Here is a 25,801-nt window from a genome sequence, read left to right as displayed (position 1 = left end):
GATGGCGGACCCGCGGCCCGCACCCGGCCACGGCCGGCCGCCACCGGCGCCGACCGCGGAGCAGCAGGCGCTGCTGCCGCGGGTGCGGGACGAGTGGACGGGCCACGGCCTGGCCGTGGGACCGGCGGACCGGCCGGCGGCCGAGGCGGGCGTCCAGGACGCCTACCTCGGCGCCGGCCGCCGACCGCCGGAGCACGTGATCTGGCTCGGCTCGCCGATGGCGGGCGCCATCGCCGCCGACATCCGCGCCGGCCGGCTCCCGCTGATCACCCGGCGGGCCTGGCTGGCGCTTCCGGAAGCGGCCGGCGAGGCCATCGTCGACCGGGTCCCGCGGGAACCGGTCGAAACCGACCTGATCATGCTGGACCCGCTGCCGGCCGACCTCGGCGGCCTGGAACGGGACCGCCGGTGGGGCGGGCCGCTGGGCCGGCTCGACCGCGAGGTGACCGCCGCGGTCGAGACCGGGCTTCGCCGGGCCGCCGGAGCGGCCGTCGACCACACCGCCCCGACCTGGCAGGACGCGCGGCGGCTGCCCGAAGTGGGGGCGCTGCCGCGGCTGGGCGCGTTCCCGCCGCGGCTGCTGGGACGGCTCGCCCAGCTCGACTTCCTCGCCCGGTGCGGCGTCGCCGAACCGGACCGCCACGGCGGCGGCCTGCTCCGGGTGGCGCGGTCGGCGGGGGAGTGGTGGCCGATGCGGAACAGCGTGATCCTCACCGAGCGCCCCACGGAGCTGCACCATGACGCGGAAGGCCGCCTCCACCACGCGACCGGTCCGGCGGTGCGGTACCCCGACGGCTGGTGCCTGTGGGCCTGGCACGGCGTCACCATGCCGCGCGAGATCATCGAGGACGACGTCCCGATCCGCCGCGCGGTGTCGCTGCGCAACTCCGAGCAGCGGCGCTGCGCCGTGGAGATCCTGGCCGGGCGGGCCGGCTGGGGCCGGCTGGCCGGCCAGGCGGGCTGGCCGCGGGTCGGCAGGGAGGTGCCCGACCCGGGCAACCCCGGGCAGGTCCTCAGCCTCTGGTGCGTCGACCGGCTGTACGACGACCACCTGCACCTGCTGCTGATGACCAACGGGACGGAGGAGCGGGACGGCACCCGCCGGGAGTTCGGCGAGCTGGTGCCCGGCTGGATCCGGGACCCGGTCCAGGCCGCCGCCTGGCAGATCGGGCTCACCGCCCGGCAGTACCGCGAGACCGTCCGCCGTACCTGACCCGCACCCCCGCCGGCCGGTCCGCCGGCGGGGGCGGGTCAGGCGGTGTCGACGAGGCGGTTCTCCCACGCCCAGGCGGCGATGCCGACCCGGTTGCGCACCCCCAGCTTGGTCTGGATGGCCGACAGGTGGCTCTTGACCGTGCTGACGGAGATGAACAGCTCCGCGGCGATCTCCTGGTTGGAACGGCCCCGGGCGAGGGCGCGGACGACCTCCAGCTCCCGGCCGGACAGCGGCAGCGGCCGCTCGGCGCGGGCGGGCGCCGCGGTGGCCGTCAGGTGCCGCAGGAGCCGGACGGTGACCGACGGCGAGACCAGCGCCTCGCCGTTGCCGGCGGCGCGGACCGCCTCGACGAGCAGGGCCGGCCCGGCGTCCTTGAGGACGAAGCCGACCGCGCCGCCGCGCAGGGCGCCGTACACGTACTCGTCGAGGTCGAACGTCGTGACGACGACGACCCGCATCGGGTCGGGCACGCCCGGCCCGGCCAGCGCGCGGGTCACCTCGATGCCGTCGAGGCGGGGCATCCTGATGTCGACCAGGCACACGTCGGGACGCAGCCGCCGGGCCATGGCGACCGCCTCGGCCCCGTCGGACGCCTCCCCGACGACGGTGATGTCGGGCTGGTCCTCCAGGATCAGCCGCAGCCCGCGGCGGATCATCGCCTGGTCGTCGGCGAGCAGTACCGAGACGGTCAACGTGGCTCCCTGGTGGGGACGGGCAGCGTCGCCAGCACCGTCCAGCCGGCCGTGGGCCGCGGTCCGGCGCGGAGCGTGCCGCCGAGCGTCTCGACGCGTTCCCGCATGCCGATCACGCCGTACCCGCCGCGATGGCGGGGCCGCGCGGCGGCGGCCGGGGCGTCGTCGGTGACCTCGACGGTGACGCCCCGCGGGTCGCGGCCGACGGCGACGGTGACGGAACGGGCCTCCGGCGCGTGCCGCAGCACGTTGGTCAGCGCCTCCTGGACGATGCGGTAGACGGTGCTGGTCACTTCCGGCGGCCAGGCCGCGCCGTCCTCCGGCAGGCTCAGGTGTACGGCGGGGCCCTGCCGGCGGAAGCGCTCGACCAGCGCGCCGAGCTCCTCGGGCCCGGTGGACGCGGGCGCCGTGTCGCCAGTGTCGCGCAGCAGCCCGACGACGCGGCGCATCGCGGCCAGGGCCTCGGTGCCGGCGGTCTCGATCTCGCCGAGGTAGCCGGCCACCTCGCCGGAGTCGCGCCGCGCGACCAGCTGCGCGCCCTGCGCCTGGAGGACGATGCCGGTGATGTGGTGGGCCACGACGTCGTGCAGTTCCCGGGCGAGATCGAGCCGCTCGGCCCGGCGCACCCGCTCGGCGGCGGCGCGCGACCGGGCGTCCAGGGCCCGCAGCGTCAGCCCGGCGCCGGTGCCGGCCAGCCAGGCCAGGCCGCCCAGCACCATCACCGGGCCGATCACCCGGGGCGCCGGCCCGGCGGTGAGCCGGCCGGCGGTGATCACCGCGAGCCCGGCGGCCGCGACGGCGCCGGCCCGTACCGGGGGCAGGCGCCGGACGGCGGCGCCGGCCGGCACCACCAGGCCGAGGACCAGGGCCGGGCTCGGCTCGGCGGGCAGGTCGACGCCGGCCAGGCCGGTGGCCAGGACCGTCAGCGCCGCGACGCAGAGCGCCGCCACGGCCGCCGGTACCGGCCGCCGCCGTCCCAGCACCGCCAGCAGGCCCGCGCGCATTCACCGGGGTCGGCGCACCGGGACCGGTAGGCGTCGTACGCGTCCCGGATCTCCAGGCCCACGTACAGCAGGTACCCGGCGATCACGGCGAGCGCGACGGCGCCGACGAGGGCCTGCAGCCGGAACCGCCGCCAGCTCAACCAGATCATCGCGCGCCTCCCGCGGTCACGGCCTCGGCGTGGGCGGCGGGCGCGTTCGCCCGGGACATGTGACCGAGCACGAGCTCCTCCAGCGTGACGGGCTCGACCTGGAACGGGACGGGCGGGGACGGCACGCCGGTGCGTACGACCGCGCTGCTGTACGGGCCCGCCGGTCGATCCAGATGATCTCCATCCCGGCCGGTAGCCGGCCGAACTCGCCGTCCGGCGCGACCACCCGGCGGTGCGCGTCCAGCAGGTCGCGGACGTCGCCGGCGACCTGGACCCGCGCGGCGCACAGCACGACGAGGTAGTCGCACACCTGCTCGATGTCGCCGAGCAGGTGCGACGACAGCACGGCACTGGCACCGAGCTCCGCGACGAACTCCATCAGGTTGGCCAGGAACCCCTGGCGCGCCAGCGGGTCCAGCGCGGCGGCCGGCTCATCGAAGATCAGCAGTTCGGGCCGCTTGGCGGCGGCGATCGTCAGCGCCAGCTGCGCGCGCTGGCCGCCCGACAGCCGGCCCGCCTTCTGGTCCGGGCCGAGACCGACCTGCGCGACGCGCCGCCGCGCCAGCTCCCCGTCCCACGACGGGTTGAGGCGCGCGCCCATGCGCAGGTGGTCGGCCACGCTGAACGACGGGTACACGGGGGTGTTCTGCGCCACGAACCCGACCCGCGCCAGATGCGCGGCGCTCGCCGCCGGCCGGGACCCCAGGACGCGCAGGGAGCCCGACGTCGGCTCCAGGAGCCCGCAGGCGAGGTTCAGCAGCGTCGACTTGCCGGCGCCGTTCGGGCCGACCAGGCCCACCACGCGGCCGGCCGGGATATCGAGATCGACCCCGGACAGCGCTTCCCGGCGGCCGTACCTCTTCGTCAGCCCCTCGGCGCGCAGCACCGGGAGGGAATGCTCGTTCGACATGCGTCCATCGTCGGGACCGGCGCGGTCCCGCGGCACCGGGCGAAAGCACGGTCCGCGCCGCCGCGGTCGTACTTTCGGCCGGTTCCTTCCGGCGGCCGGGCCCGATCCGGCTGCGGATAAGGTGGCGAGCGTGTCGAACGGACGAGAACCGCGGGCAGCGGACCGGAGGCCACGGCTCTACCGGCTGATGATCATGCTGGCCGCGGTGATCCTGCTCATCGACCAGGCGTCGAAGGAGTGGGCGATCTCGGCGCTCACCGGCCGCGAGCCGGTCGCGCTGATCCCGGACCTGATCCAGCTCCGGCTGCTGTACAACCCCGGGGCCGCGTTCTCCATCGGAACGGGCGCGACCTGGGTGTTCGCGCTGGCGACCGCCGTCGTGGTCGCCGGCACGCTGTACGTGGGCAGGCGGTCGCGGTCGGCCGCCTGGTCCGTCGTGCTCGGCGGGCTGCTGGGCGGCGCGGCGTCCCATCTGATCGACCGGTTCTTCCGCGACCCCGGGTTCGGCCGGGGGCACGTCGTCGACTTCATCGACTACGGGCCGTTCGTCGGCAACGTCGCCGACATCGCGCTCACGCTGAGCTGCGCCGCGCTGATGCTGCTCAACGTGCGCGGCGTACCGCTCGGGGAGCCCGCCGGCGAGGACGGAGACGACAAGGAGGACAGGGGCAAGGAAGGCAAGGACGAGCCGGAGCCGGCTCCCTCTCTCCCCGCGGACCAGGACTGACCGGCTTCCGTCAGCCTCCTTGGCCGGCCTGGACGTGCAGCGTGGGCCGGTAGATCAGCTCCTGGACGTGGCCGTCGAGCGTCCGCTGCTCCAGCAGTTCGAGGTCGAAGTCGGCCGCGCCCCGGAAGACCGGGTCCAGCCCGGACCGGCCGGTGATCACGGGGAACAGCGTCACCTGCACGCGGTCGACCAGGCCGGCGTCCAGCAGCGCCCGGTTCATCGACAGGCTGCCGTGCGAGCGCAGCGGCACCTCGGACTCCTCCTTCAGCCGGGCGACGACGTCGACGGCGTCGCCGCGCTCGACGGTCGCGTCCGGCGCGTCCAGGGGGCCTTCCAGGGTGTTCGACACCACCGTCGCCGGCAGGCTCCTCATCCGGGTGACCCACGGGTCGCGCACGTCGGAGTCCTCGGTGCTCGCGGCCAGCATCTGCGCGAACGCCCGGTACGTGGTGGCCCCGAACACCATCCGCTGCTCCTCCTCGTAGAGGGCCAGCCGGCGGTCGAGGAGCTCGGGCCCCTGCTTGCCCCAGTAGCCGGTCCAGTCGCCGTCCGCGGCGCCGTAGCCGTCGAGGCTGGAGAAGACGTCGAACGTGTAGGTGACGGTCATGATGCTCTCCTCGCGTGCGGGTCGATCGCCTGTCGGTGATACGGACCGCCGGCGGCGGCCGGACTCATCGCGTACCTAAGGCGCGGGCGAAAGTACCTAAGCGCGTCAGATTCCTCGCCGCTCCCGTCTCCCTAGTTTGGGTGTCACGACGAGCACGGCCCATAACGGCCCGCACGAACCGCAAGGAGAATGCAGATGAGTGACATGAACGACCTGGTCGAGCGCTACCTCGCCGCGTGGAACGAGACCGGCGCCGCCGCGCGGCAGGCGGTCCTGGCGGAGGTCTTCGCCGAGGACGCGGTGTACACCGACCCGCTGGTCTCGGTGCAGGGCAGGGACGGCCTGGACGCCACGATCGCGGCCGTCCAGGCGCAGTTCGGCGGGCTGGTGTTCAGTCTCGGCGGGCCCGTGGACGCCCACCACGACATCGCGCGCTTCACCTGGCACCTGGGGCCCGAGGGCGGCGAGCCGGTCGTGGTCGGCTTCGATGTGGCGGTGGTCGGCGACGACGGGCGGATCCGCCAGGTGCTCGGCTTCCTCGACAAGGTCCCGGCCGGAGCCTGAACGTCCCCGCACGTCCCTCAACGCCCCTGAACGCCCCCGGAACCGAGGAGTGACCATGACCGCCTACGCCATCGCCAGCCTGCGGGACGCCGCCCCGCACCCCGAGATCGCCGAGTACATCGAGCGCCTTCCCGGCACCTTCGAGCCGTACGGCGGCCGCTTCCTCGTGCACGTCACGCCGCACGAGGTGAAGGAGGGCCACTGGCCCGGCAGCGTCGTGATGATCGGCTTCCCCGGGATCGCCGAGGCGCGGGCCTGGTGGGACTCGCCCGAGTACCAGGAGATCGCGCCGCTGCGCTCGCGGCACATCGAGGGCGACATCATCCTGGTGGAAGGCGTCCCGGAGGGCTACGACCCGGCCTCCACCGCGAAGGCCATGCGGGCCGCGCTGGACGAGGGGTGACCCTCCGGATCGGGGGCCGGGCCCGGCCCCCGATCCGGTCACAGGCCGAGCCGGTCGGCGAGCTCCTTGAGCTCGCCCCGGGAGGCTATGCCCAGCTTCGGATAAGCCTTGTAGAGGTGGTAGCCGACCGTCCGGTGGCTGAGGAAGAGCCGCGCGGCGATGTCGCGGTTCGACAGGCCCCGCGCGGCGAGCCGGGCGATCTGGAGTTCCTGCGGGGTGAGGGCGGCGGCCGCGCCCCCGGCGGGTCTGGGATCGCGGGCCGGGGCGCCGGTCGCGGTGAGCTCGCCGCGGGCGCGCTCGGCCCACGGCCGCATGCCGAGGCGGTCGAAGACCTCCAAGGCGTCGTTCAGCCGCCCGCGCGCCTCCGCCTTCCGCCGCGCCCTGCGCAGCCACTCGCCGTACAGCAGCGCGGTCCTGGCGTACTCCAGCGCCCGGCCGTCCCGGTCGTGCAGGTCGAGGGCCGCGGTGTAGAACGCCTCGGCCTCGTCCTCGGCGGCGAGCAGGCCGCGGCAGCGCAGGACCAGCGCGTCGGCCCAGGGCAGCCGGACCTCCCCGGCCCACCGTTCGAAGCGCGCCAGCGCCTCGGCGGCGCGTTCCGGCGCCCCGACCCGTACGGCCGACTCGACCAGGTCGGGAGTGGAGCGGGTGGCACAGATGTGGTGGCGCATCGGCTCGCGGGTCAGGCGCTCGAACCGGGCGAGGGCCGCCTCGGCGCGGCCGAGCCCGAGCTCCAGCAGCCCGAGCGACCAGTGCGCCCAGGGCGCGCCGGGGGACGCGGTCCCGGCGGTGGCGCCCGCCAGCGCTTCCTCCGCGTGGCGCCGGCAGCCGGCCTCGTCCCCCTTGGCCGCGTCGAGGTAGGCGAGCACGCTGCTGAACTGGCTGACCCAGTGCCGCTGGCCGGTGTCGCGGGCGAGCCCCAGGGCCTCGGCCGCCGTGGCGAGCGCGTCCAGATGCCGGCCGGTGAACACCTCGCCCTCGGCCATGAAGAACAGCACCGTGGGCAGCCGCCCGGCGCCGCCGCGGGCGCGGTGCTCGGCGGCGAGCGCGGCCGCCAGCTCGTAGGCGTCGCCGTCCTGGCCCAGCGCCAGCCCCGCCCCGCAGAGGATCATCAACACCTGGTCGGGCACCCGGCCCCGGCGCCGCACCTCCGCGAGGGTGTCGCCCAGCACCGCCGGCCGGCCGGAACGGTCCCGGGCGAGTCGGGCGAGGTAGGGCCCCACCGGCGCGAGCGGGTCCGCGCCGTCCAGCGGCAGCGCCGCCAGCCGGTCGAGGGTCGCCGCGAGCTGCCGTTCCCCCAGGTACCAGGCGGTGTGCACGGCCTGGACGAGCAGCACCGCGGCCTGGCCCGGATCGGTGTCGCGGACGAGTCCGGCGGCGTCGAGCAGCGACCGGTGGGCGGCGGGGAAGGAGCCCTGCCAGAAGGCCGCGAGCGCCCGCACCTGGGCGATCCGCGCGTTCATCGCGGGGTCGTGGTCCGGGTGCCGGGCGGCGCGGTCGCCCAGGTCCAGGGCGCGTTCCAGATCACCCGCCTCAAGGGCCGCCTCCGCCGCCAGCGCCTCGCGGTGCGCCCTGGCGGCCGGGGCGGCGCTCAGCCGGGCGGACCGTTCGTACGCCGCCGCGGCCGCCTCGTGACCGCTGCGCTCGCGGGCGCGGGCGGCGGTGCGTTCCAGCGCGGCGGCGGCCTCCTCGTCGGGACCGGTGGCGGCGGCCGCCAGGTGCCAGGCCCGGCGGTCGGCGTGCTCGGGGGCGACGAGGGCCGCCGCGAGCGCGCGGTGGACGGCCAGCCGCTCCCCGAGCGGCGCCCGCTGGTACACGGCGGCGCGGATCAGCGGATGGCGGAAGCGGATCGTGGCGCCGTCGCCGTGGACCACCAGCCCGGCCCGCTCGGCGGGGGCGAGGTCGTCGACACCGGCGCCCAGCGCGGTGGCGGCGGCCAGGATCACGGCCAGATCGCCGGTCTCGTCCGCCGCCGCCACCAGCAGCAGCCGCTGGCAGTTCTCCGGCAGGCGGCTCACCTGCCCGTGGAAGGCCAGCCGCAGCCGGCCGGTGAGGGGGAGCGCCCCGGGCGCGAACGCGCTGCCGCCCTCCGCGGCCAGGGCGACCGGCAGCTCCAGCAGGGCCAGCGGGTTCCCGCCGGCCTCGGCGAGCAGCCGGTAGCGCACGGCGGGCGCGAGCCGGTGCCGGTCGAGGAGCGCCGCGGCCGCCTCCGGGGCGAGCCCGGACAGCCGCAGTTCCGGGACGCCGGGTGCGGGGAACGGCTCCGCGCCGTCCCCCGAGTCACCGTCCCGCGAGGCGAAGAGCATGGCGACGCCCTCGGCGTGCAGCCGCCGGGCGGCGAACAGCAGCGCGTCGCGCGACGCCGCGTCGAGCCACTGCGCGTCGTCGACCAGGCACAGCAGGCCCGCCTCGGCCGCGTACTCGGTCAGCAGCGACAGCACCGCCAGCCCCACCAGCATCGGCTCCGCGCCGGCCGCGGGCCCCAGCCCGAACGCCCCCGCCAGGGCCTCGCGCTGCGGGCCGGGCAGCGTGCCGAGGGACCCCAGCGCCGGGCGCAGCAGCAGCTGCAGCCCCGAGAACGGCAGCTCCGCCTCGTACTCGACCCCCGTGCCGCGCAGCAGCCGCATGTCCCCGGCCGCCGCGGCGGCGTGGTCGAGCAGCGCCGTCTTGCCGATGCCCGGCTCGCCGCGCAGCACCAGCGACCCGCTGGCGCCCGACCGGGCGCCCTCCAGCAGCTCGGCGATGGCGTCCTCTTCGGCCTTTCTCCCGTACAGGCCCCCCGCGTCCATGATCCAATCCTGGCACCGATCCGCCGCCGGTCGCGCCGGGGTCAGGTGGCGAGGTGGCCTCCCGCGATGAAGACCGCGAGGGCGAGGTAGACGCTGTTCACCAGCACGAGCTTGAACTGGCCGAGGCGGCCGTGGGTGACCATCGCGCCGACCATCAGCAGGATCCAGCAGAGGGCGGTCACCGGCACCATGACCGGCGCGATGTCCAGCGCGGCCGGCAGGATCAGGCCGGCCGCGGCCAGGAGTTCGAGGACCCCCAGGGTCTTGACGAATCCGGCGCCGGCGTTCCGCGTCCATTCGCCACCATGCTGCGCCGCCAGCTTCTCCTTGGAGACGAACGTCTTGGTGACGCCGCCGACGAGGGCGACCGCGGCCAGCAGCCCGGCGGCGATCCACAGCGCGAGGTCCATCAGGGTTCTCCCATCATCGTTCGGCCCGTGCCGCATCGACGTGCCGCCCAGCCGGGCGGCCACGGGATCAGCATCGAGGCAGGTCAGCGGCGGAACAAGGTAGGATTCGCAGGGCGATCGATAACTCCGGGGTTATGCGTGGAGCTACGCGACATCGAGATCTTCCTGACGCTCGCCGAGGAGCTGCACTTCGGCCGTACGGCCGAGCGGCTGCACGTGTCCCAGGCGCGCGTCAGCCAGGCCGTCCGCAAGCAGGAGCGGCGCCTCGGCGTGGTGCTGTTCGACCGCACCAGCCGGCGCGTGACCCTGACCCCGGTCGGCCGCCGCCTCCGCGAGGACCTGCAGCAGGCCGTCGACCTCCTCCAGGCGGGACTGGCCCGCGCCGAAGCGGCCGGGCTCGGCGCGGGGCGGACCCTGCGCCTGGGCGTGTTCGGCCACGCCGGGCACGAGCTGCGGCCGCTCCTCGACGCGTTCCGCGCCCGCCACCCCGGTGTCGACGTCCAGCTCGCCGAGATCAACGGCAGCGCCCCGTTCACCGCCCTGCGCACCGGCGAGAACGACGTGAACGTGCTGTGGCTGCCCGTCGCCGAACCGGACCTCACCGTCGGCCCCACCGTGCTCACCGGGGGCCGCGTGCTGGCCGTGGCGGCGGACCATCCGCTGGCCGCGCGCGGCACCGCGTCCCTGGAGGACCTCGCCGACGCCAGCGTCGTCGACCTCGGCCCCGACGCCCCCGGCTACTGGGTCGAGTCCATGATCCCCGCCCGTACGCCGGGCGGCCGCCGCATCCCGCGCGGGCCCATCGGGCGCACCTTCCACGAGATCCTGTCCCTGGTGGCCACCGGGCGGTGCGTCCACCCGCTGGGCGAGATCGCCGCCCGCTACAACAGCCCGCCGGGCATCGTGTTCCTGCCCATCACCGACGCACCCGCCATGCGATGGGCCCTGACCTGGCGCTCCACCGCCGACGGCCCCGTCATCCGCGCGCTGGCCCAGACCGCCGCCGACCTCGGCCCCATCCCGCTGTGACGGCGCCCGCGGGCTACCCGGCCCGGCCGGATCCGAGCGGGCCGCTGTGCGGGAGGACGCCCAGGCGGGCGAGCAGCTCGCGGGCGATCGGGACGCGCTTCCGGGCGTCGGCGTCCTCGACGATGTCGATGGTGAGCGCGAAGGAGTACACGCGGCCGCCGCGCTCGACCCAGCCCGCCCACCAGCCGACGTCCGGCGTGGGCCCGTCCGCCCAGCCGGTCTTGCCGAAGAGCGCGTAGCCGTTCCCCTCCTCCATTCTCACCAGCTCCCGCACGGTGCGCTGATGGCCGGCGGAGGCGGGCAGCGTTCCGCGGGCCAGCCGGGCGAGGAAGGCGGCCTGCTCGGTCGCCGAGATCTCCAGCGGACCGTGCAGCCAGAAGGGGCGCGTCTCGGTGCCCACCTCGCGGTCGCCGTAGGCGAGCCGGTCGAGCCACCGCTTCTCGCGGTCCAGCCCGATCCGGCGGGCCAGCGTCTCGTAGACGGCGACGTTGGAGATCCTGATGGCGTCGCGCATGCTCATGTCCCGTTCCCACCGGTCGAGCCGCTGCGGCCGGCCGCCGTACGGGATCACCTCGTCCGCGTCCCTGACCGCGCCCGTCTCCAGCGCGATCAGGCTGTGCGGGATCTTGAACGTGGACGCGGGCATCCGCCGCTCCCCGGCCCGCTTCCCGTCGACCACCGTGCGCCGGCCCCGGTCCGCGTCCAGGAGCGCGAAGCCGCCCGACACCCCGGCGCGGCGGAAGACGTCGCGGAGGTCGTCGCGCACGACCGGCGCCACCGCCCGCGACGCCGCCGGCGTTCCGGCGGGCTTCCGCCGGTCCGGCCCCGAGTCGCACCCCGCTCCGCCCAACGCGGCGAGCGCTGCCAGGATCCCGACGCTCAGGAGCCCCGCGGGACGGCGCCGGCGTGCCCCGCCCCTCCGCGCCCCGCGCGCGCCCGCCGGACGGGAACCGTCGTGGGAGACCTCGCCTGCCGCCATCCGCGCTCCTCCAGTGCCGGGGCCGTCGGGACCATCTCACTCGATCATGGACCAGGCGGCCCCGCGCCGAGCGGAGAACGGCCGTCAGCCGGCGGGGAACAGGCGGTCCGTCCAGGCGGCCAGCTCGGTACGGGCCGCGGCGAGCTGGGCGGCGGTCGGCGGCGCGCCGGCCGTCGTGTTCACGACCAGCGCGACGTGCACCGCGGACCCGGCCGGCGCGGTGAGCTGCAGCCGGTACGCCGACGAGGAGCCGGACTCGTGGACGGCCCTGACCGGGCCGGCCGCCGGTACTCCGCTGACCGTGCCGAGGTCGCTGACGACGGTGGTGCCCGCCGGCGCGAACGAGCGGGGCAGGTGCAGGTCCGTGGGCGCGGCGGCGGCCGACCCCCGCCACACCAGGACGCCGTACTGGCGGTCCTTGACGAGCGCGGCGAGGCCGGGCATCGAGGACGGGACGGTGAGCCACGCCTGCTGCCGCCCGGCGCCCCCGTACCCGGAACGGGCCAGGTCCTCGTAGGCGAAGGCCAGGGTGTCGCCGTTCACCGCCGACGGGTAGAGCCGGTCCAGGACGCGCGCGTCCAGCCGCGACGACACGTTGCCCGCGTCGTCGGCGGTCACCACCGAGTGGTCCTCGTCGTTCCAGGCGTCGCCCTCCGTCCGCACCTTGTCCGGGTTGCCGTTCATGAGCTCGCGGTGGCGGCCGCTGTAGACGTCCCAGTGCCACTGCATCGACGACAGGACCGAGCCGCCCGCGGCGGGCCCGTTCCACCAGTCGCGGCCGCGGACGCCGGAGTCCATGCCCTGGTACATGGAACGGATCATCCACGGGGTGCGGTCGCTGCCCGTTCCGGAGAGCTTGTTGCCGAACTCCGAGACCAGCGGCGCGGTGCCGAGGGCGGCGGCCCGCTGCCGGATCTCGTTCATGGGGGCGGCGTACGTCCCGTCCGAGGCGGGCGTGGGGTCCAGGGTCATCCGGGCGCCGTCGTAGTAGTGGCTGTTGAACACCCACCGGGTGCCCAGCCGGCCCACCGACGTCATTCCGCCCTGCTCGAAGAAGCCGGTGTTCCAGAAGACCAGCGGCTCGACGAATGCGGGCTTGGCGTTCCAGCCCGCCTCGTCCATCGCGGTGCGGAAGCGCTGGTAGAAGGGCATCAGGCGGTTCTTCTCCCAGTCGAGCCCGGTGCCGCCGTCCAGGCCGCCGTCGAACGGCTCGTTGAACGGGTCGAAGCCGAGGACGCTGTCGAAGGCCGGCTGGGGCAGCCGCTGCTTCAGGTGCGCCATCGTCGCCTTGGCCTGGGCCAGGTAGGCGTCCTGGACGCGGACCTTCCCGGCGGGCGTGGTCAGCTCGCGGTTGCGCCAGAAGTCGTAGGCGGCCTGCCGTACGGCGGCGTTGTTCATCATGTTCTGCCCCCACAGCAGGCAGATGCCGCAGGACTCCCGTGGATAGCCGCCCGCTTCGATCACCCATTTGGGCGCGCCGTCCCCGGTGTACCAGCTGCCGGCGTTGAACAGGTGGGCGGAGTAGAGGTCCTGGTGGTAGTCCAGCAGGACGCGGAACCCGCGGTCGGTGAACGCCCTGATCTGCGCGACGGCCCGGTCCAGGTAGGCGTGGTCGATCCGGTCGGGGGCGGGCTGGACCCCCTCCCAGCTGATCAGGAAGCGGACCGCGTTGGCGCCGGTCAGGTCGCGCATCGCCTGCGCGGACCTGGCGGCGTCCGCGGTGGTGCGGAACGGCAGCAGGCCGTTCTCGTAGAGCTTGGTGCTTCCCGACACGTTGAAGCCGCGCAGGGTCACCTCGCGGCCGTCGGCGTCCCGGAACACCCAGTGCTGCTGTTTGGGACCGACGACGACGGCCCCCTGGTCGTCCGCCGCCTCCGCCGGGGGCGCGGCGACGGCCGACGCGCCGGCCATCGTGAGGACGGCGGCGGCCGCCGCCCGGACGTGACGGGACCCGCGTATCGCTGCCATGACCGGCCTTTCGGTGGGGGGCCTCCCCACTGTGCAAGAATCCTCTTGCGCTTGCAAGAGTTATCTTTCATCGGTGCCCTCCACCACACGCGAGCGCGTTCTCGACGCCGCCCTGGAGCTGATCCAGCAGCGCGGCTTCGGCGGCACCACCGTCACCGGCATCGAGGAGCGGGCCGGGCTCTCACCCGGCAGCGGCAGCTTCTACCGGCACTTCCGGTCCAAGGAGCACGTGTTCGCCGAGCTCTTCGAGCGCGAGCTCGACCGCGCCCAGCGGCACCGCCGGACCTTCGAGCGCGGCTCCGTCACCGGCGACTCGCGGGACGCGCTCGCCCGCCGCCTCCTGGAGCAGCTGGAGTACCTGGCCGCGATCAGGCCGCTGATCACCCTGCTGGCCCGCGAGCACGGCCGGTTCCCCGAACTCACCGGCAAGATCCGCGAAGCCCTCCTGGACCAGGGCATCGCCGAGGAGACCGACCACCTGCGGCGGGACCTGCCGGGCCTCCCGGCCGACGACGACCCGCACGCGCTGCTCGCGGTCATGATCTCCGCCCTGACCGGCTACCACCTGTCCCGCGAGTTCTTCGGCCGCCCACCGGCCGACATCGACCCGGAACGATTCGCGACCGCCCTGGCCCGCCTGCTCACCGCGGGTTCTCCATGAAGGCGTGGTCGGTCGCCTGTGTTCGTCAGGTTTTGAGGAAGTCGTTGGCGTGGTCGGCCGCCCAGGTGTGGAACGTTCGCGGGGGGACGCCCATGATGTCCTGGAAAGTTGTGGTGACCGGGCCCGGTTCGGTCACCATGGCCGCGTAGCCGTCGAGCATGAAGTCGATGAACGACGGGGGTATCCCCTGCGCGGCCCTTCGCTCCCGGGCCTCCTCACGAGAGATCTCCGTCCAGCGCACCGGGCGGCCGATCGCGTCGCCGATCGTCCGGGCGTACTCGGCCTGAGTCAGGACCTCCGCGCCGGTGAGTACGTACTTCCTGCCCGCGTGCCCGTCCTCGGTGAGGGCGCGTACCGCGACGTCGGCGATGTCGCGCTCGTGGATCAGCGGCTGGGCGGCGCCGCCGAAGGCGTCCCGTACGGTGCCGCCGGCCCGGATCCCGGGTGCCCAGGCGAGCGTGTTGGCCGCGAACCCGCCGGGACGGAGGAAGCACCACTCCAGGCCGGAACGCTCGACCGGTTCCTCCAGCGCGGCGTGGAACGCGCCGATGGGGTCGGCCTGCTCCGGGACGTCGTCGCGGACGGCGATCGATGACAGCAGCACGACGCGCCGGGCGTGCTTCGCGATCGTTTCGACGACCGCGGGGGCCGCCTCGGCGGAGGCGAACGGCCAGGCGAGGAAGACGGCCTCCACGCCGTCCAGGCTCCTCTCCAGGACGGCGAGGTCGAGATGGCCGCCGCGGACGACGTCGGCGCCGTCCGGCAGCCCGGCGGTCTCGGGGGAGCGGGTCAGGGCCCGGACGTCCCGGCCCTCGGCCACCAGCCCGTTCACGACCTGGCGGCCGACGTTGCCGGTCGCGGCGGTCACGAGGATCATCGGAGGCTCCTAACGGGCGAGGCTGCGGTACGGGCGGAAGCGCTTGATCCGGCGTGTCCCGTCCGGGATGCCGAGATGGGCGTCGAACGCCTCCTCCCCGGACCATTCCGAGTAGTCCAGGATCCGGCGGCCGTCGGAGCTGAGGTGCAGGCCCGCGGTGATCAGCCCGGCGGGGCGGGTGCGCTCGCGGGTCGCGGAGAGGGCGTCGATCCGGCGGCGGGCGTCGTCCTCGCCGGCGGCCTCGATGAACTCGGTGACGATGATCTCCGGCCGCCCGGCGTCGCCGGCGAAGGTCCGGCGCAGGCGGTAGAACGCGAGGTCGTGGCGCTCGATCCCCGGCACGGCCGCGTCGATCCGGTCGACGCGCGGCCCGCGCCCGTTCCGGAAGAACTCCTGGTAGGCCCGGTCGTCGCGCCACTGGGAGTAGTGCAGGATCGTGGAGCCGTCCGTTCCGAGGTGGAAGCTGTAGGTCTGGAGGCCGTCCGGCCAGCCGCCCGCGGACCAGACGTCGACGAGCGTCTCGGCGGTCCGGCGCTGGCGCTCCGGCGTGCGCAGGGTCCATTCGCTGGACATGACGGTGCCGACGCCGGGACGGCGGATGTCGGGAAGGGCGTTCGCTGCGGTGTTCATGGCGTGGACGCTACGGAGGACCGGACCGGGCGGGAATCCGTCACGTGACCGGGCGTGCGGGCTCGGCCCGGGAGAATCACGTGCTTTCCGCCGACCGCCTCATCCTGAGGCCATGGCCCGCCGCCGTCCGCGAGGACGCCCGGCTGGGCGGATGGGCCGAGGACTTCCCCGCCGGCGACCCCGGCCGGTATCAGGTCGTCGAACGCTCCACCGGTCGGCTCGATCGGCCTCTTCCGGCCCGCGTCCGGCGGCCTGGTCGAGATCGGGTACGGCATCGTCCCGCCGCGGCCTCGGCTACGCGCCCGAGTCCGCCCTGGCGGCCGCGGACGTGCGCACCGTCTTCGCCGAGGTGGAGCCGTCCGGCCCGCCATCGGTGCGCGTGCTGGAGAAGGCGGGCTTTGAGTACTGGAGCACCGGCGGGAAGGCGTCCCGCTACCGCCTCCGCTGAGGTCCGGCCGCCTCGCCCGGCCCCGCACTCAGGCGAACGGGGGTGGGCCCTCGCCGACCAGCGTGATGACGTCGGACCACGTCTCGGAGCCGCCGAGCGTGACCTGTCCCTCGCGGCCGTCCGGAAGCCTCAGCGTCCGGTCGGGCGGACCGGCGGCGTCGAAGTCGTCGATGGTCGCGGTCCCGGACCACTCCCGCTGTTTGGCGCGCAGGTCGACGTAGACCTCGATCTCGTCTCCGTCACTGCTGATCAGGCTGGCTGGTCCCCGGTAGCGGCTCACGCCTGGGTCCTCTCGTAGGGCTGCCGCGGAGTGCGTGCATGGAGACGAACCCTAGCGCTCGGGTCGGACGTTTCCGCGCGCTCGCCCCGCGGGCCGGGTCAGCCCGCGGAGAAGGTCTTGCGGTAGGTGCTCGGCGGGACGCCGACGGTACGGGTGAAGTGGCGGCGGAGGTTGGCCGGGCTGCCGAGCCCGGAGCGTTCGGCGACGCGGTCGATGGGGAGCGTGGTGGTCTCCAGGAGTTCGCGGGCGCGGTCGACCCGCCTGTCGCGCAGCCAGTTCATCGGGGTCGTGCCCGTCACGGTGTGGAAGCGGCGGATGAGGGTGCGGGGTGTGACGTTCGCCTGCTGGGCCAGGGCCGAGATCGTGAGGGGCCGGTCGAGCCGCCGGCGGGCCCAGTCGAGCACGGGGGCCAGGTCGTCCATGTCGCCGATGGCGTCGCCCGCGTCGATGTACTGGGCCTGGCCGCCGGGCCGGTGCGCGGGCATGACCAGGCGTTTGGCGAGGGCGGTCGCGACGGCGGCGCCGTGGTCGGCGCGGACGATGTGCAGGCAGAGGTCGAGTCCGGCGGCGGTCCCCGCGCTGGTGAGGACGTCGCCGTCGTCGATGTAGAGCACGGACGCGTCGACGCGGACCGCGGGGTAGCGGCGGGCGAGCAGGCTGGCGTGCATCCAGTGGGTGGTCGCCGGCCGCCCGTCGAGGATGCCGGCGGCCGCCAGCACGAACGCGCCGGAGCACAGCGAGACGATCCGGGCCCCGTTGGCGTGGGCGGCGCGGACCGCGGCGACGAGTTCGGCCGGCTGGTCGTCGTGGACGTCGCGGCATGCGGGGATCACGACGGTGCCGGCGCCGGCGAGGGCGTCGAGGGCGTGCACGGTCTCGGGCGCGAAGCCGGCGGCGGTACGGGGGCGCTCACCGGCCGGAGCGCACAGCCGGAAGTCGTACCAGGAGTCGGTCAGGTCCGGGCGCCGGTAGCCGAACACCTCGCACGGGATGGCGAGCTCGAAGATCGGCGCGCCGTCGGTGACGGCGACCGCGACGGTACGGGAGGTCATGTCACTATTTAAGCGATCATTGTCGGTCTTGCCGCTTGGGCCCGGGCGCGCCGCCGCTGAAGATGGCGTCCATGGGAGACGACGAACCGGCCACGATCAGCGAAGCGGCCTTCCCCTTGGGGCGCGCCTCGTTCGACCCGGACGCCGGGCCGGCGGAATGGCTGTGGCGGCGCGTCCTGGAGGTCCTGCGCGCCGAACGGGAGCGGATCTCCGCGCGGCCGGTGAGCGCGGAGGTGGACCTCGGCCGGTTGCGAGCCGCGGTGGGCGCGTACGGCTTCGAGGAGCCGGTCGCGCCCGGCGTCGTGATCGACGAGACCGTGGCGCTGCTGCGCGAGGGGACCGTCCACACGACCCATCCCCGGTACTTCGGCCTGTTCAACCCGGCGCCGACGCTGCTGGGCGTCGTCGGCGAGACCCTCGCCGCGGCGTTCAACCCGCAGCTGGCGGCGTGGTCGCACGCGCCCGCGGCGGTGGAGATCGAGGCCCATCTCGTGCGCTTCCTCGGCGCGCGGATGGGGTATCCGGCCGGTGCGGTGGCCGGGTCGTTCACCAGCGGCGGCGCGGAGGCGAACATGACCGCCGTGCTGCTGGCGCTGACCAGGACGTGGCCCGAGTACGGCACCGCCGGGCTGCGGGCGCTGCCCGGCCGGCCCCTCCTGTACGCGTCCGCGGAGAGCCATCTGGCCTGGCTGAAGATCGCGCACGCCACCGGTCTCGGGCGGGACGCGGTACGGCTCGTCCCGGCCGGTGCCGATCTGCGCATGGACGTCCGGCGGCTGAGGGCCCTGCTGGAGGCGGACCGCGCCGCCGGCGGCGCGCCGTTCATGGTGGTCGGCACGGCCGGCACCACGGGAGCCGGTGCCATCGACCCCCTGCCCGAACTCGCCGCGCTGTGCGGGGAGTTCGGCGTGCGGTTCCATGTCGACGCCGCGTACGGCGGTATGGCCGCCCTGTCGGATCGGCTGCGGGAGGACCTGGCCGGGATCGAGCGGGCCCACTCGATCACGGTCGACGCGCACAAGTGGCTGAGCGTGCCGATGGGGGCCGGTGCCCTGCTGTGCACCGACCGCGAGGGGCTGGCGGAGACGTTCCGGGTCTCCACCTCGTACATGCCGGCCGGGATCCCCGACACCGTCGATCCGTACACCTCCAGCCAGCAGTGGTCGCGCCGGTTCGCGGGCCTGAAACTGTTCCTCAGCCTCGCTGTCGCGGGCCGTTCCGGCTACGCCGAGCAGCTGGAGCGCGATGCCGAGCTGGCCGGCCTGCTCCGCCGCCGGCTGGCGGACTCCGGCTGGCTGATCGTCAACGACACCCCGCTCCCGGTGGTGTGCTTCGCCGACCCGGAGGCGGGCGCCCGCGCGCCCGGCGAGCACCACGGCGCGCTCGCGCGATCCGTCGTGCGGAGCGGGCGCGCGTGGATCAGTACCGTACGGCTGAACGGGCAGGACGCACTGCGCGCCTGCGTCATCAGCCACCGCACCACACAGGCGGACATCGACGGCCTCGTCCAGGCCGTGAACGAGGCGCGCAAGGAGCAGCGTGCCTGACGACAACGGATTCGAGGAGGCCGGACGGATGCTGACCGAGGTCGCGGGAGTGCGGGCACCGGATGGACAGGCGGCGCAGGCCGCGCGGCTGGTCTGCGAGGAGTACGCCGACGCCGCGCTCTACCACCACTCGGTGCGGTCGTACTACTTCGGCGCGGCCTGGGCGCGGGCGCGCGGCCTGGACTTCGACCGGGAGCTGTTCTTCGTCTCGGCGCTGCTGCACGACCTGGCCCTGGTGCCGCCCTTCGACAGCCACACGTACGCGTTCGAGGAGGCCGGCGGCCACCTGGCCCGGGTCTTCACGGCCGGTCTCGGCTGGCCGGTCCAGCGCCGCGACCGGGCGGCCGAGGTGATCGTGCTCCATATGCGCGACGACGTCGCACCGGAAGTGGACGTGGAGAGCCGGCTGCTGCAGGTTGGCACCAGCGCGGACGTGTCCGGTTCGGGGCTGGACGCCTTCGAACCGGCTTTCCGGGAAGCTCTCGTCGAGGCGTATCCCCGCCTCGGTTTCGCCGGGTCGTTCGTCCGCCTGTTCCGGGACCAGGCGGAGCGCAAGCCGGGATGCGCGGCATCGCGGCTGGTGGCGGGGGACTGGCCGGAACGGACCGCGTCCAACCCGCTCGACGGGCGCTGAGGGCCGGTCAGCCGCGCTGGAGGCCGCCGTTCTGCCCCGACCGGAGGGCCTCCCAGTTCAGGCCGCCGTTCTGGGCGTCGGGGGTGATGCGCTGCATGCCGCCGAGCGCGCAGTCGCCTTCGAGGACGCGGGTGGAGAAGAAGACGATGGCCGGTTCGACGGACACCAGGACGGCCGCGCCCTGGCACCGGTCGCCGTTCCCCGTCACGGTGATCTTGACGGCCTCGGTGCCGACCGTTCCGGCGGAGATCTCGAAGACCTTCCGCGCGGGCGGGGCGGTGCCCCCGGCGACCGGCCGTCCCACCGAGGCCCACCAGCGGCCCTGGTAGCGCTCGGGGACCCGGTCGCCGGCGGCCTTGGTGAAGGGCATCGCCAGCGACCCCGCCGACCCGTTCAGCGTCCCGTCGCCGGCCGCCGTCATGGTCCACCGCGAGCCGCCGCCGCAGGCTCCCGCGGGAACGCTGCGCACGGTGCGGGATCGCAGCTCGACGGAGTCGGCGCCGGCCGAGACCAGCGTCAGCCGGGACTCGCACAACGTGTCGTCGGTGACCGACCAGAGCGTGCCGGCCGCGCCGCCGACCGGGCCGGGCAGCAGGGTGACGCGCCGCAGCCACCGCTCGCGGGTCCCGGAGGCGGTGGACCGCCCCTCCCAGCTGCCCACCATGGCCTCCGGGACGCCTCCGGCGGACCGCGCCCGCTCCTGTGGCCGCGTCCGGCCGGCCGGGGCCGTCGCCGCGCCGTCCGCCGCGGGGACGTTCGGCTCCCGTTCGCGCTCCATGCGGATCAGCAGCGCCAGGACGAGGACGAGGACGGTCACGAGGGCCCCGCCAGCGAGGTAGGCAGGCGTCGGGAGCCGCCGCCCGCCGGGCCTCCCCGGGCGCCCTTGGACGCCGGGCGGGAACGGCGGCGGTCCCGGCGGGGGCGCGGGCGGGCGGGGCGCGTACGCGGGCGCCTGGAGTTCCAGCAGGCGGGCGGCGCTCCGGCCGATGTCGGCGGTGACGGCGGCCGGCAGCCAGGGGTCGGCGGGCTCGCCGGGCAGGAGGGCGAGGATCCCGTCCGGTGCGGGACGCGCGTCCGGGCTCTTGGCCAGGCACGCCTCCGCCACCTGCCGCACCCGCTCGGGCAGGCCGTCGAGGTCGGGTTCCTCGTGGGCGATGCGGAACATCACGGCGTGCATGCTCCCGCCGTCACGGCTGAACGGCTCGCGCCCGCCGGCCGCGTACGCCAGCACCGCCCCCAGGCAGAACACGTCGCCGGCCGGCGTCATCCGCTGCCCCATCACCTGCTCGGGCGACATGAACCCCGGCGATCCGAGGACCGCTCCCGTGCGGGTGGCGACGGCGGCGTCCAGCGAGCGCGCGATGCCGAAGTCGATGACCCGCGGCCCGTCCAGCGTCACCAGGACGTTGGACGGCTTGAGGTCGCGGTGGACCAGGCCGCAGGCGTGGACGGCCTGCAACGCGCGGGCCAGGCCGCCGGCCAGCGCGAGCGCCGAGTCCTCTGGCAGCGGGCCGTGCCGGGCGACCACCTCCCGGAGCGTGGGTCCGGGCACGTAGCCGGTGGCCAGCCATGGCGCCGCCGACTCGGTGTCGGCGTCCAGGACCGGCGCCGTCCAGGCGCCGCCCACCCGCCGGGCCGCCGCCACCTCGTGCCGGAAGCGGGACCGGAACTCGGGGTCCCGGGCGAGCTCGGGGTGGACGACCTTGACCGCGACCGTGCGGCCGCGCTCGTCGCGGCCCAGGTAGACCCGTCCCATCCCGCCGGCGCCGAGCCGTGCCAGCAGCCGGTACCCGCCCACCTCCGGCGGATCGTCAGGCCCCAGAGAGTCCACGCCGCCGGCTCCCGTCACCCTCGTACGCCGACACGTCCGGTCGACGGTGTTTGACAACGTGTGGAGATTAGCAAACGATGTGTTCGGTTTCGCGGGCGGAACGTCCGTCCGAAACGCCCCGCGAGGGGCCGTTCGTCCAGCCGGCAGGTGTGATTTGGCATCCAGAGCAGCCCGGGAGCCCGCGGCCGGGGCGGGGCGCCGGCGGCCGCGGATGAGCCGCGGCGACCGGCAGGAGATCGCCCTGCTCGACAGCGCCGAGCGGCTGATGGCGGCCAAGCCCCTGGCCGAGATCGACCTCGCGCAGATCGCCGCGGGCGCCGGGCTCTCGCGGGCCGCGGTGTACTTCTACTTCGACAACAAGGACGCGGTGGTGCGGGCCGCGCTCGACCGGACGATCGAGTCGGCGATGGGCATCCTCACCGTGCACGGCGACCAGGGCCTGGAGCGGATCCTCGACGAGGTGATCTCCGGCTTCGCCGAATGGTGGCGGCACAACAGCGGCCTGCTGTGCGCGATCATCGACCAGACCGGACGCGACGCCGCGCTTCGCGAGACCTGGCGCCGCTTCTTCGAACGCGCCGCCGACGTCCAGGCCGCCGCGCTCGAACGCGACCGGGCCGCGGGCCTGGTGCCCGACCTCGGCGACGCCCGCGCCATGTGCATCGCGCTCACCTACATGTGCGAGCGCAACTGGTACATGCTCTTCTCCCGCGAGCACACCCTCCAGGAGGAGGCGGAGATGCACGCCCTGCTGTCGCGGCTGTGCCGGCGCGCGCTGGGCTACCCCGACCGCTGAGCCCCCTCGCGGCGAGCCACGGAACGGCAACGGCAGCGGACCGGCGCCCGGCCGCCCGCACCGGACGCGACGCGGCCTAGGCGCCGTCCGGCAGGGTCACGACCACCTTGCCGAGGGCGCGGCCCTCCCCGACGTGGCGCAGTGCCGCGGGTACGTCGTCGAGCGCGAAGGTCCGGTCGATGCGGATGCCGACGTCGCCCGCGACGCACAGGTCGGCGAGCGGCTCGAACCGCGCGGGCCCGGTACGCACCACGAGCACTCCCAGCCTGCGGCCGGTGAGCGGGCCGGCGATCGATCCGAGCGCCGCGATGCCGAGCAGGACCGGTACGGAGCCGCCCACGCACCGGTACCGGCCGCCGCGCGCCAGCGCCCGCCGGCAGGCGAGCGCCGAGCGGGTGGCGACGAGGTCCAGCACGAGGTCGTACCGCTCGCCGGTCCGGGTGAAGTCCCGGCTCCGGTGGTCGATCACCTCGTCGGCGCCCAGCGACCGCATGAAGTCGAGCTTGCCGGCGTTGTCGACGCCGGTCACGTGGGCGCCGGCGCGCTTGGCCAGCTGGATCGCGAACGATCCCGTGCCGCCGCCGGCACCGTTGATCAGCACCCGGCGGCCCGCGGCGGCGGTGGCCGTTCCCTGGAGCGCGATCGCGCCCGCCTGCGGGATCGTCGACGCCTCGGCGAAGGTCAGCCCTTCCGGCTTGAGGGCCAGAGCCGACTCGGGCGCGACCGCGAACTCGGCGAAGCCCCCCTTCAGGGCGAGGTTGTCGCCGTACACCTCGTCTCCCGCGCGGAAGCGGGACACCCCTGAGCCGACGGACTCCACCCGTCCGGCGATGTCCGAGCCGAGCGTCCTGCGCGCCGGCCGGCGCAGGCCGCCGATCCGCGAGTACAGCGGGTCGCCGCGCAGGGTCTCCCAGTCCGACAGGTTGACCGACACCGCCGCCACGCGCACCAGGACCTGCCCCGGAGCCGGCGACGGTCTCGGCACGTCCGCCACCCGCAGCACGTCCGCCGCGCCGTACCCGTCCTGGACGACCGCTCGCATCTCGCCTCCCGGCTAGGGAGCGGAGCGTAGCCGCCTTCGCGGCCGCGGGCCAGGGGCACGGCGCGGCGCGGGCGGCTACGAGTCCTGGTAGACCTCCAGTTCGACGATGCGGGAGTAGTCGCCGCTGTTGGACGCCAGCGCGACGACCCGCACGGACTTGGCCGTGACCACCGGATCGAGCGGGAACTCCAGCCGGCCGAGGGCGTTGCCGCGGACGTTCGACACCGTCGTCCACTCGCCGTCGCCGCCGAGCACCTGCACGTCGAAGTCCCGCAGGGCGTTGCGGGCGGCGGGGTAGCGCGCGGAGTCCAGCGAGTACAGGACGATCCGGTCGATCGGCTGCGGGCCGCCGAACTCGACCGTGTAGGTGTCCGGGAAGACCGCGCGCGTGCCGTCGTTCCACCCGGTCCGCGCGGACCAGTCCTCGGAATTGGCGTTGCCGTCCACGCCGCCGCAGACGTTGAAGTTGCCGTGCGTGGACGAGGCGCTCACGGGACCGCCGAGGGCGAGGTTGGCGCCCGGCCCGGACGGCTTCGGCGTGACCGTCACCGCCGCCTTCTGCTGCGGGCCGCGCGGGCCCAGCCGCAGCGACACGCCGTGCGTGCCCCCGGCGGAGCCGTGCGGCGCGGTGACCTGCGCCCGGAGGACGACGTTGTCGTTCGGCGGCACGTAGGTCGAGATGACGTCGTGCGAGGTGACGAGCGGGCGCTCCGGCGTGATGAACACGTCGACGTACGCGCCCTTGGAGTCGGAGTTGGCGAGGTCGACCACCAGCGGCCTGCTTCCGCAGGGGGCGGCGAGGACGTCCAGCGTCCCGGACTGGAGCGTCATCGTGACCGACCCGCGTCCCTGCCTGGCGGCCGAGGCCGTCCCGGCGTACGCGGCGACGCCGGCGGCCGCCGTGAGCGCCGCGGCCAGCAGTGCGATGATCTTGCGGAGGCTCACTTGCGGTACCCCTTCAGCGGCTCGGGCGGCTCGACCTCGGAGGCGGACAGGTAGCTCCTGCCGCGGGCCGCGCTCTTGGAGTCGGCCTGGAGGCCGGGCCTGCCGTCCTCGACGGCGAAGCTGGCGCGGGTGAACACGGGGGCGCCGCGTTCGCGGACGTACGGCACGACGCGGTAGTTCGCGTTCCAGGTGCCGGGCGTGACGTCGAACGTCATGTAGCCGCGCTGCCCGTTGTAGAAGCGGATGTGGTCGTTGGCCGCGAGGAACTGCGAGCCGAACTCGTCCATGTCCGCCCCGTCCATGCCGGACGAGATGGACGAGCCGAGGAACTCCGTGGCGATGGTGGGGGACGCGGGGTCGTCGAAGTCCCGCTTGACGTCCGCGGCCATGCTGCGGTGGAAGTCGCCCGACAGCACGATCGGGTTGCGCACCTTGCGCTCGACGACGCCGTTCAGCAGCCGGTCCCGGGAGGGCTTGTAGCCGTCCCACAGGTCCATGCCGAACGCCTGCCCGGGCTCGGTGTTGAAGTCGACCTGCGACAGCATCATCTGCTGCGCCACCACGTTCCACTTCGCCTGCGAGCGTCCGAGGCCGTCCAGCAGCCACGCCTCCTGGGCGTCGCCGAGCAGCGTCCGGGACGGGTCCAGCCGCTGCTCGCAATCGGTCTTCAGGCCGTCGCCGCACGCCTGGTCGCTGCGGTACTGGCGGGTGTCCAGGACGCTGAACTCCAGCAGCCGGCCGAACGTGAACCGCCGGTACAGCGCCATGTTCTGGCCGGCCGGCTCCGGCGCCCGCAGCGGCATGTGCTCCCAGTACGCCCGGTACGCGTTGGCGCGGCGGACGAGGAAGTCCTCCGGCGGCGCCGACGGGTGGGCGAGGTCGGCGTAGTTGTCGACGACCTCGTGGTCGTCCCAGGTGACGATCCACGGCGCCATGGCGTGCGCGGCCTGGAGTTCGGGGTCGAGCTTGTAGAGCGCGTACCGGTCGCGGTAGTCCGACAGGTGGACGGTGGGGGTGTGGAACCTGCCCGGCACCGGCGTGTCCGGCCGGCCGCCGTTGGTCTGCACGCCGTACTCGTACAGGTAGTCGCCCAGATGGACGACCAGGTCGAGGTCCTCCTTGGCCAGGTGGCCGTACGCGGTGTAGTAGCCGTCGAACCACGCCTGGCACGACACCATCCCGAAGGTGAACGCGCTCGCCGCCGCCCAGGGCGCGGGGGCGGTCTTGGTCCGTCCGGTGGGGGAGATCTGGTCGCCCGCCCTGAACCGGTAGAAGTACTCCCGCGCGGGGCGCAGGCCGCGCACGTCGACGTGCACCGAGTGCGCGTACTCCGGCCGGGCGGTCGCCGTCCCCTGCCGGACGATCCGGCGGAACCTCGCGTCCTCGGCGACCTGCCAGCGGACGGGGACGCGGTGCGGTTCCATGCCGCCGAGCGAGGCGAGCGGTTCCGGCGCGAGCCGCGTCCACAGGACGACCGAGTCGGGCAGCGGGTCGCCGGACGCGATGCCGAGGCTGAACGGATCGTCCTTGAACCGGGGCGCCTCGCGGGTCAGGGTCGACGGCTCCGCCCGCAGCGGCCCGAACGCGAGTGCCATCGCCCCGATCCCGGAGTAC

26 protein-coding genes are annotated in these 25,801 nt (G+C 74.7%); 9 read left to right on the top strand and 17 right to left on the bottom strand.

The window, feature by feature from the left end; all coding sequences use genetic code 11:
* Position 1: 1 nt before the first annotated feature.
* Complete coding sequence (locus ACA361_RS14085) at positions 2-1,213, top strand: DUF6745 domain-containing protein (RefSeq protein WP_375012370.1); 1,212 nt, start codon at positions 2-4, stop codon at positions 1,211-1,213.
* Between the two features lie 38 nt (positions 1,214-1,251).
* On the opposite strand, the gene ACA361_RS14080 is transcribed toward ACA361_RS14085, so the two are convergent.
* The 4 genes from ACA361_RS14080 to ACA361_RS14065 are packed head-to-tail and all read right to left on the bottom strand — an operon-like array spanning position 1,252 to position 3,971.
* Complete coding sequence (locus ACA361_RS14080) at positions 1,252-1,908, bottom strand: response regulator (RefSeq protein ID WP_375012369.1); 657 nt, start codon at positions 1,906-1,908, stop codon at positions 1,252-1,254.
* Positions 1,905-2,912: a sensor histidine kinase gene (locus ACA361_RS14075; RefSeq protein ID WP_375012368.1), complete on the bottom strand. Its 1,008-nt coding sequence runs from the start codon at positions 2,910-2,912 to the stop codon at positions 1,905-1,907. The genes ACA361_RS14080 and ACA361_RS14075 overlap by 4 nt, the downstream gene beginning before the upstream one ends.
* Positions 2,831-3,061, bottom strand: a complete 231-nt coding sequence (locus tag ACA361_RS14070) for a hypothetical protein (RefSeq protein ID WP_375012367.1) — start codon at positions 3,059-3,061, stop codon at positions 2,831-2,833. The genes ACA361_RS14075 and ACA361_RS14070 overlap by 82 nt, the downstream gene beginning before the upstream one ends.
* A 16-nt stretch (positions 3,062-3,077) precedes the next feature.
* Entirely contained in the window at positions 3,078-3,971 is an 894-nt protein-coding gene (locus ACA361_RS14065) for an ABC transporter ATP-binding protein (protein ID WP_375012366.1), read from the bottom strand.
* Positions 3,972-4,101: 130 nt separating this feature from the next.
* On the opposite strand from ACA361_RS14065, the gene ACA361_RS14060 reads away from it, so the two are divergent.
* Positions 4,102-4,698 carry a signal peptidase II gene (locus ACA361_RS14060; RefSeq protein ID WP_375012365.1) on the top strand — a complete coding sequence of 199 codons (597 nt, stop codon included), beginning with the start codon at positions 4,102-4,104 and terminating at the stop codon, positions 4,696-4,698.
* A 10-nt stretch (positions 4,699-4,708) separates the two neighbouring features.
* Here the strand turns inward: ACA361_RS14060 and ACA361_RS14055 are convergent, their stop codons facing one another.
* Positions 4,709-5,305: a dihydrofolate reductase family protein gene (locus ACA361_RS14055; RefSeq protein ID WP_375012364.1), complete on the bottom strand. Its 597-nt coding sequence runs from the start codon at positions 5,303-5,305 to the stop codon at positions 4,709-4,711.
* A 195-nt stretch (positions 5,306-5,500) separates the two neighbouring features.
* Here ACA361_RS14055 and ACA361_RS14050 point away from each other — a divergent pair, with 195 nt between their 5' ends.
* Both ACA361_RS14050 and ACA361_RS14045 read left to right on the top strand, forming a co-directional pair.
* Positions 5,501-5,869 carry a nuclear transport factor 2 family protein gene (locus ACA361_RS14050; RefSeq protein ID WP_375012363.1) on the top strand — a complete coding sequence of 123 codons (369 nt, stop codon included), beginning with the start codon at positions 5,501-5,503 and terminating at the stop codon, positions 5,867-5,869.
* Positions 5,870-5,924: 55 nt separating this feature from the next.
* Positions 5,925-6,272, top strand: a complete 348-nt coding sequence (locus tag ACA361_RS14045; protein ID WP_375012362.1) for a DUF1330 domain-containing protein — start codon at positions 5,925-5,927, stop codon at positions 6,270-6,272.
* A gap of 38 nt (positions 6,273-6,310) precedes the next feature.
* Here ACA361_RS14045 and ACA361_RS14040 read toward each other — a convergent pair whose 3' ends face one another.
* The gene (locus tag ACA361_RS14040; protein ID WP_375012361.1) at positions 6,311-9,058 is read right to left on the bottom strand and encodes an AAA family ATPase; all 2,748 of its coding nucleotides are present in this window, start codon (positions 9,056-9,058) and stop codon (positions 6,311-6,313) included.
* A gap of 41 nt (positions 9,059-9,099) precedes the next feature.
* Positions 9,100-9,468: a DoxX family protein gene (locus ACA361_RS14035; protein ID WP_375012360.1), complete on the bottom strand. Its 369-nt coding sequence runs from the start codon at positions 9,466-9,468 to the stop codon at positions 9,100-9,102.
* Between the two features lie 138 nt (positions 9,469-9,606).
* Here ACA361_RS14035 and ACA361_RS14030 point away from each other — a divergent pair, with 138 nt between their 5' ends.
* Positions 9,607-10,497 carry a LysR family transcriptional regulator gene (locus ACA361_RS14030; RefSeq protein WP_375012359.1) on the top strand — a complete coding sequence of 297 codons (891 nt, stop codon included), beginning with the start codon at positions 9,607-9,609 and terminating at the stop codon, positions 10,495-10,497.
* A gap of 13 nt (positions 10,498-10,510) precedes the next feature.
* On the opposite strand, the gene ACA361_RS14025 is transcribed toward ACA361_RS14030, so the two are convergent.
* On the bottom strand, positions 10,511-11,263 hold the full coding sequence (locus tag ACA361_RS14025; protein ID WP_375012358.1) for a penicillin-binding transpeptidase domain-containing protein: 753 nt from the start codon (positions 11,261-11,263) through the stop codon (positions 10,511-10,513).
* Positions 11,264-11,560: 297 nt separating this feature from the next.
* Entirely contained in the window at positions 11,561-13,444 is a 1,884-nt protein-coding gene (locus ACA361_RS14020) for a cellulase family glycosylhydrolase (RefSeq protein WP_375012357.1), read from the bottom strand.
* A 73-nt stretch (positions 13,445-13,517) separates the two neighbouring features.
* Here ACA361_RS14020 and ACA361_RS14015 point away from each other — a divergent pair, with 73 nt between their 5' ends.
* Positions 13,518-14,105: a TetR/AcrR family transcriptional regulator gene (locus ACA361_RS14015; protein WP_375012356.1), complete on the top strand. Its 588-nt coding sequence runs from the start codon at positions 13,518-13,520 to the stop codon at positions 14,103-14,105.
* Positions 14,106-14,130: 25 nt separating this feature from the next.
* On the opposite strand, the gene ACA361_RS14010 is transcribed toward ACA361_RS14015, so the two are convergent.
* The 4 genes from ACA361_RS14010 to ACA361_RS13995 form a co-directional block, all read right to left on the bottom strand.
* The gene (locus ACA361_RS14010) at positions 14,131-14,982 is read right to left on the bottom strand and encodes an NAD(P)H-binding protein (protein WP_375012355.1); all 852 of its coding nucleotides are present in this window, start codon (positions 14,980-14,982) and stop codon (positions 14,131-14,133) included.
* Between the two features lie 9 nt (positions 14,983-14,991).
* The gene (locus ACA361_RS14005; protein ID WP_375012354.1) at positions 14,992-15,612 is read right to left on the bottom strand and encodes a hypothetical protein; all 621 of its coding nucleotides are present in this window, start codon (positions 15,610-15,612) and stop codon (positions 14,992-14,994) included.
* 476 nt (positions 15,613-16,088) lie between these two features.
* Positions 16,089-16,340 carry a hypothetical protein gene (locus tag ACA361_RS14000; protein WP_375012353.1) on the bottom strand — a complete coding sequence of 84 codons (252 nt, stop codon included), beginning with the start codon at positions 16,338-16,340 and terminating at the stop codon, positions 16,089-16,091.
* A gap of 98 nt (positions 16,341-16,438) precedes the next feature.
* Positions 16,439-17,392 carry a GlxA family transcriptional regulator gene (locus tag ACA361_RS13995; protein WP_375012352.1) on the bottom strand — a complete coding sequence of 318 codons (954 nt, stop codon included), beginning with the start codon at positions 17,390-17,392 and terminating at the stop codon, positions 16,439-16,441.
* 71 nt (positions 17,393-17,463) lie between these two features.
* Here ACA361_RS13995 and ACA361_RS13990 point away from each other — a divergent pair, with 71 nt between their 5' ends.
* Both ACA361_RS13990 and ACA361_RS13985 read left to right on the top strand, forming a co-directional pair.
* Positions 17,464-18,939 (top strand): pyridoxal phosphate-dependent decarboxylase family protein, encoded by a 1,476-nt coding sequence (locus ACA361_RS13990; protein ID WP_375012351.1) that lies wholly within the window; start codon positions 17,464-17,466, stop codon positions 18,937-18,939.
* A complete protein-coding gene (locus tag ACA361_RS13985; RefSeq protein ID WP_375012350.1) occupies positions 18,932-19,573 on the top strand; it encodes an HD domain-containing protein in 642 nt (213 codons plus the stop codon). The genes ACA361_RS13990 and ACA361_RS13985 overlap by 8 nt, the downstream gene beginning before the upstream one ends.
* Positions 19,574-19,580: 7 nt before the next feature.
* Here the strand turns inward: ACA361_RS13985 and ACA361_RS13980 are convergent, their stop codons facing one another.
* Positions 19,581-21,404 (bottom strand): serine/threonine-protein kinase, encoded by a 1,824-nt coding sequence (locus ACA361_RS13980; RefSeq protein ID WP_375012349.1) that lies wholly within the window; start codon positions 21,402-21,404, stop codon positions 19,581-19,583.
* 154 nt (positions 21,405-21,558) lie between these two features.
* Here ACA361_RS13980 and ACA361_RS13975 point away from each other — a divergent pair, with 154 nt between their 5' ends.
* Entirely contained in the window at positions 21,559-22,200 is a 642-nt protein-coding gene (locus ACA361_RS13975) for a TetR/AcrR family transcriptional regulator (RefSeq protein ID WP_375012348.1), read from the top strand.
* Between the two features lie 76 nt (positions 22,201-22,276).
* On the opposite strand, the gene ACA361_RS13970 is transcribed toward ACA361_RS13975, so the two are convergent.
* From ACA361_RS13970 to ACA361_RS13960, 3 genes are all read right to left on the bottom strand, one after another.
* Positions 22,277-23,242: an NAD(P)-dependent alcohol dehydrogenase gene (locus ACA361_RS13970; RefSeq protein WP_375012347.1), complete on the bottom strand. Its 966-nt coding sequence runs from the start codon at positions 23,240-23,242 to the stop codon at positions 22,277-22,279.
* A gap of 75 nt (positions 23,243-23,317) precedes the next feature.
* A complete protein-coding gene (locus ACA361_RS13965) occupies positions 23,318-24,187 on the bottom strand; it encodes a discoidin domain-containing protein (RefSeq protein ID WP_375012346.1) in 870 nt (289 codons plus the stop codon).
* Positions 24,184-25,782: an alkaline phosphatase D family protein gene (locus tag ACA361_RS13960; protein WP_375012345.1), complete on the bottom strand. Its 1,599-nt coding sequence runs from the start codon at positions 25,780-25,782 to the stop codon at positions 24,184-24,186. Before ACA361_RS13960 ends, ACA361_RS13965 begins: the two co-directional genes overlap by 4 nt.
* Positions 25,783-25,801: the final 19 nt, after the last annotated feature.

The sequence above is a fragment of the Actinomadura sp. 21ATH genome, from assembly GCF_041951345.1.
Classification (GTDB): Bacteria; Actinomycetota; Actinomycetes; order Streptosporangiales; family Streptosporangiaceae; genus Spirillospora.
Note: the sequence above shows the minus strand (reverse complement) of the source record. Positions and strands in the feature narration are given on the sequence as shown.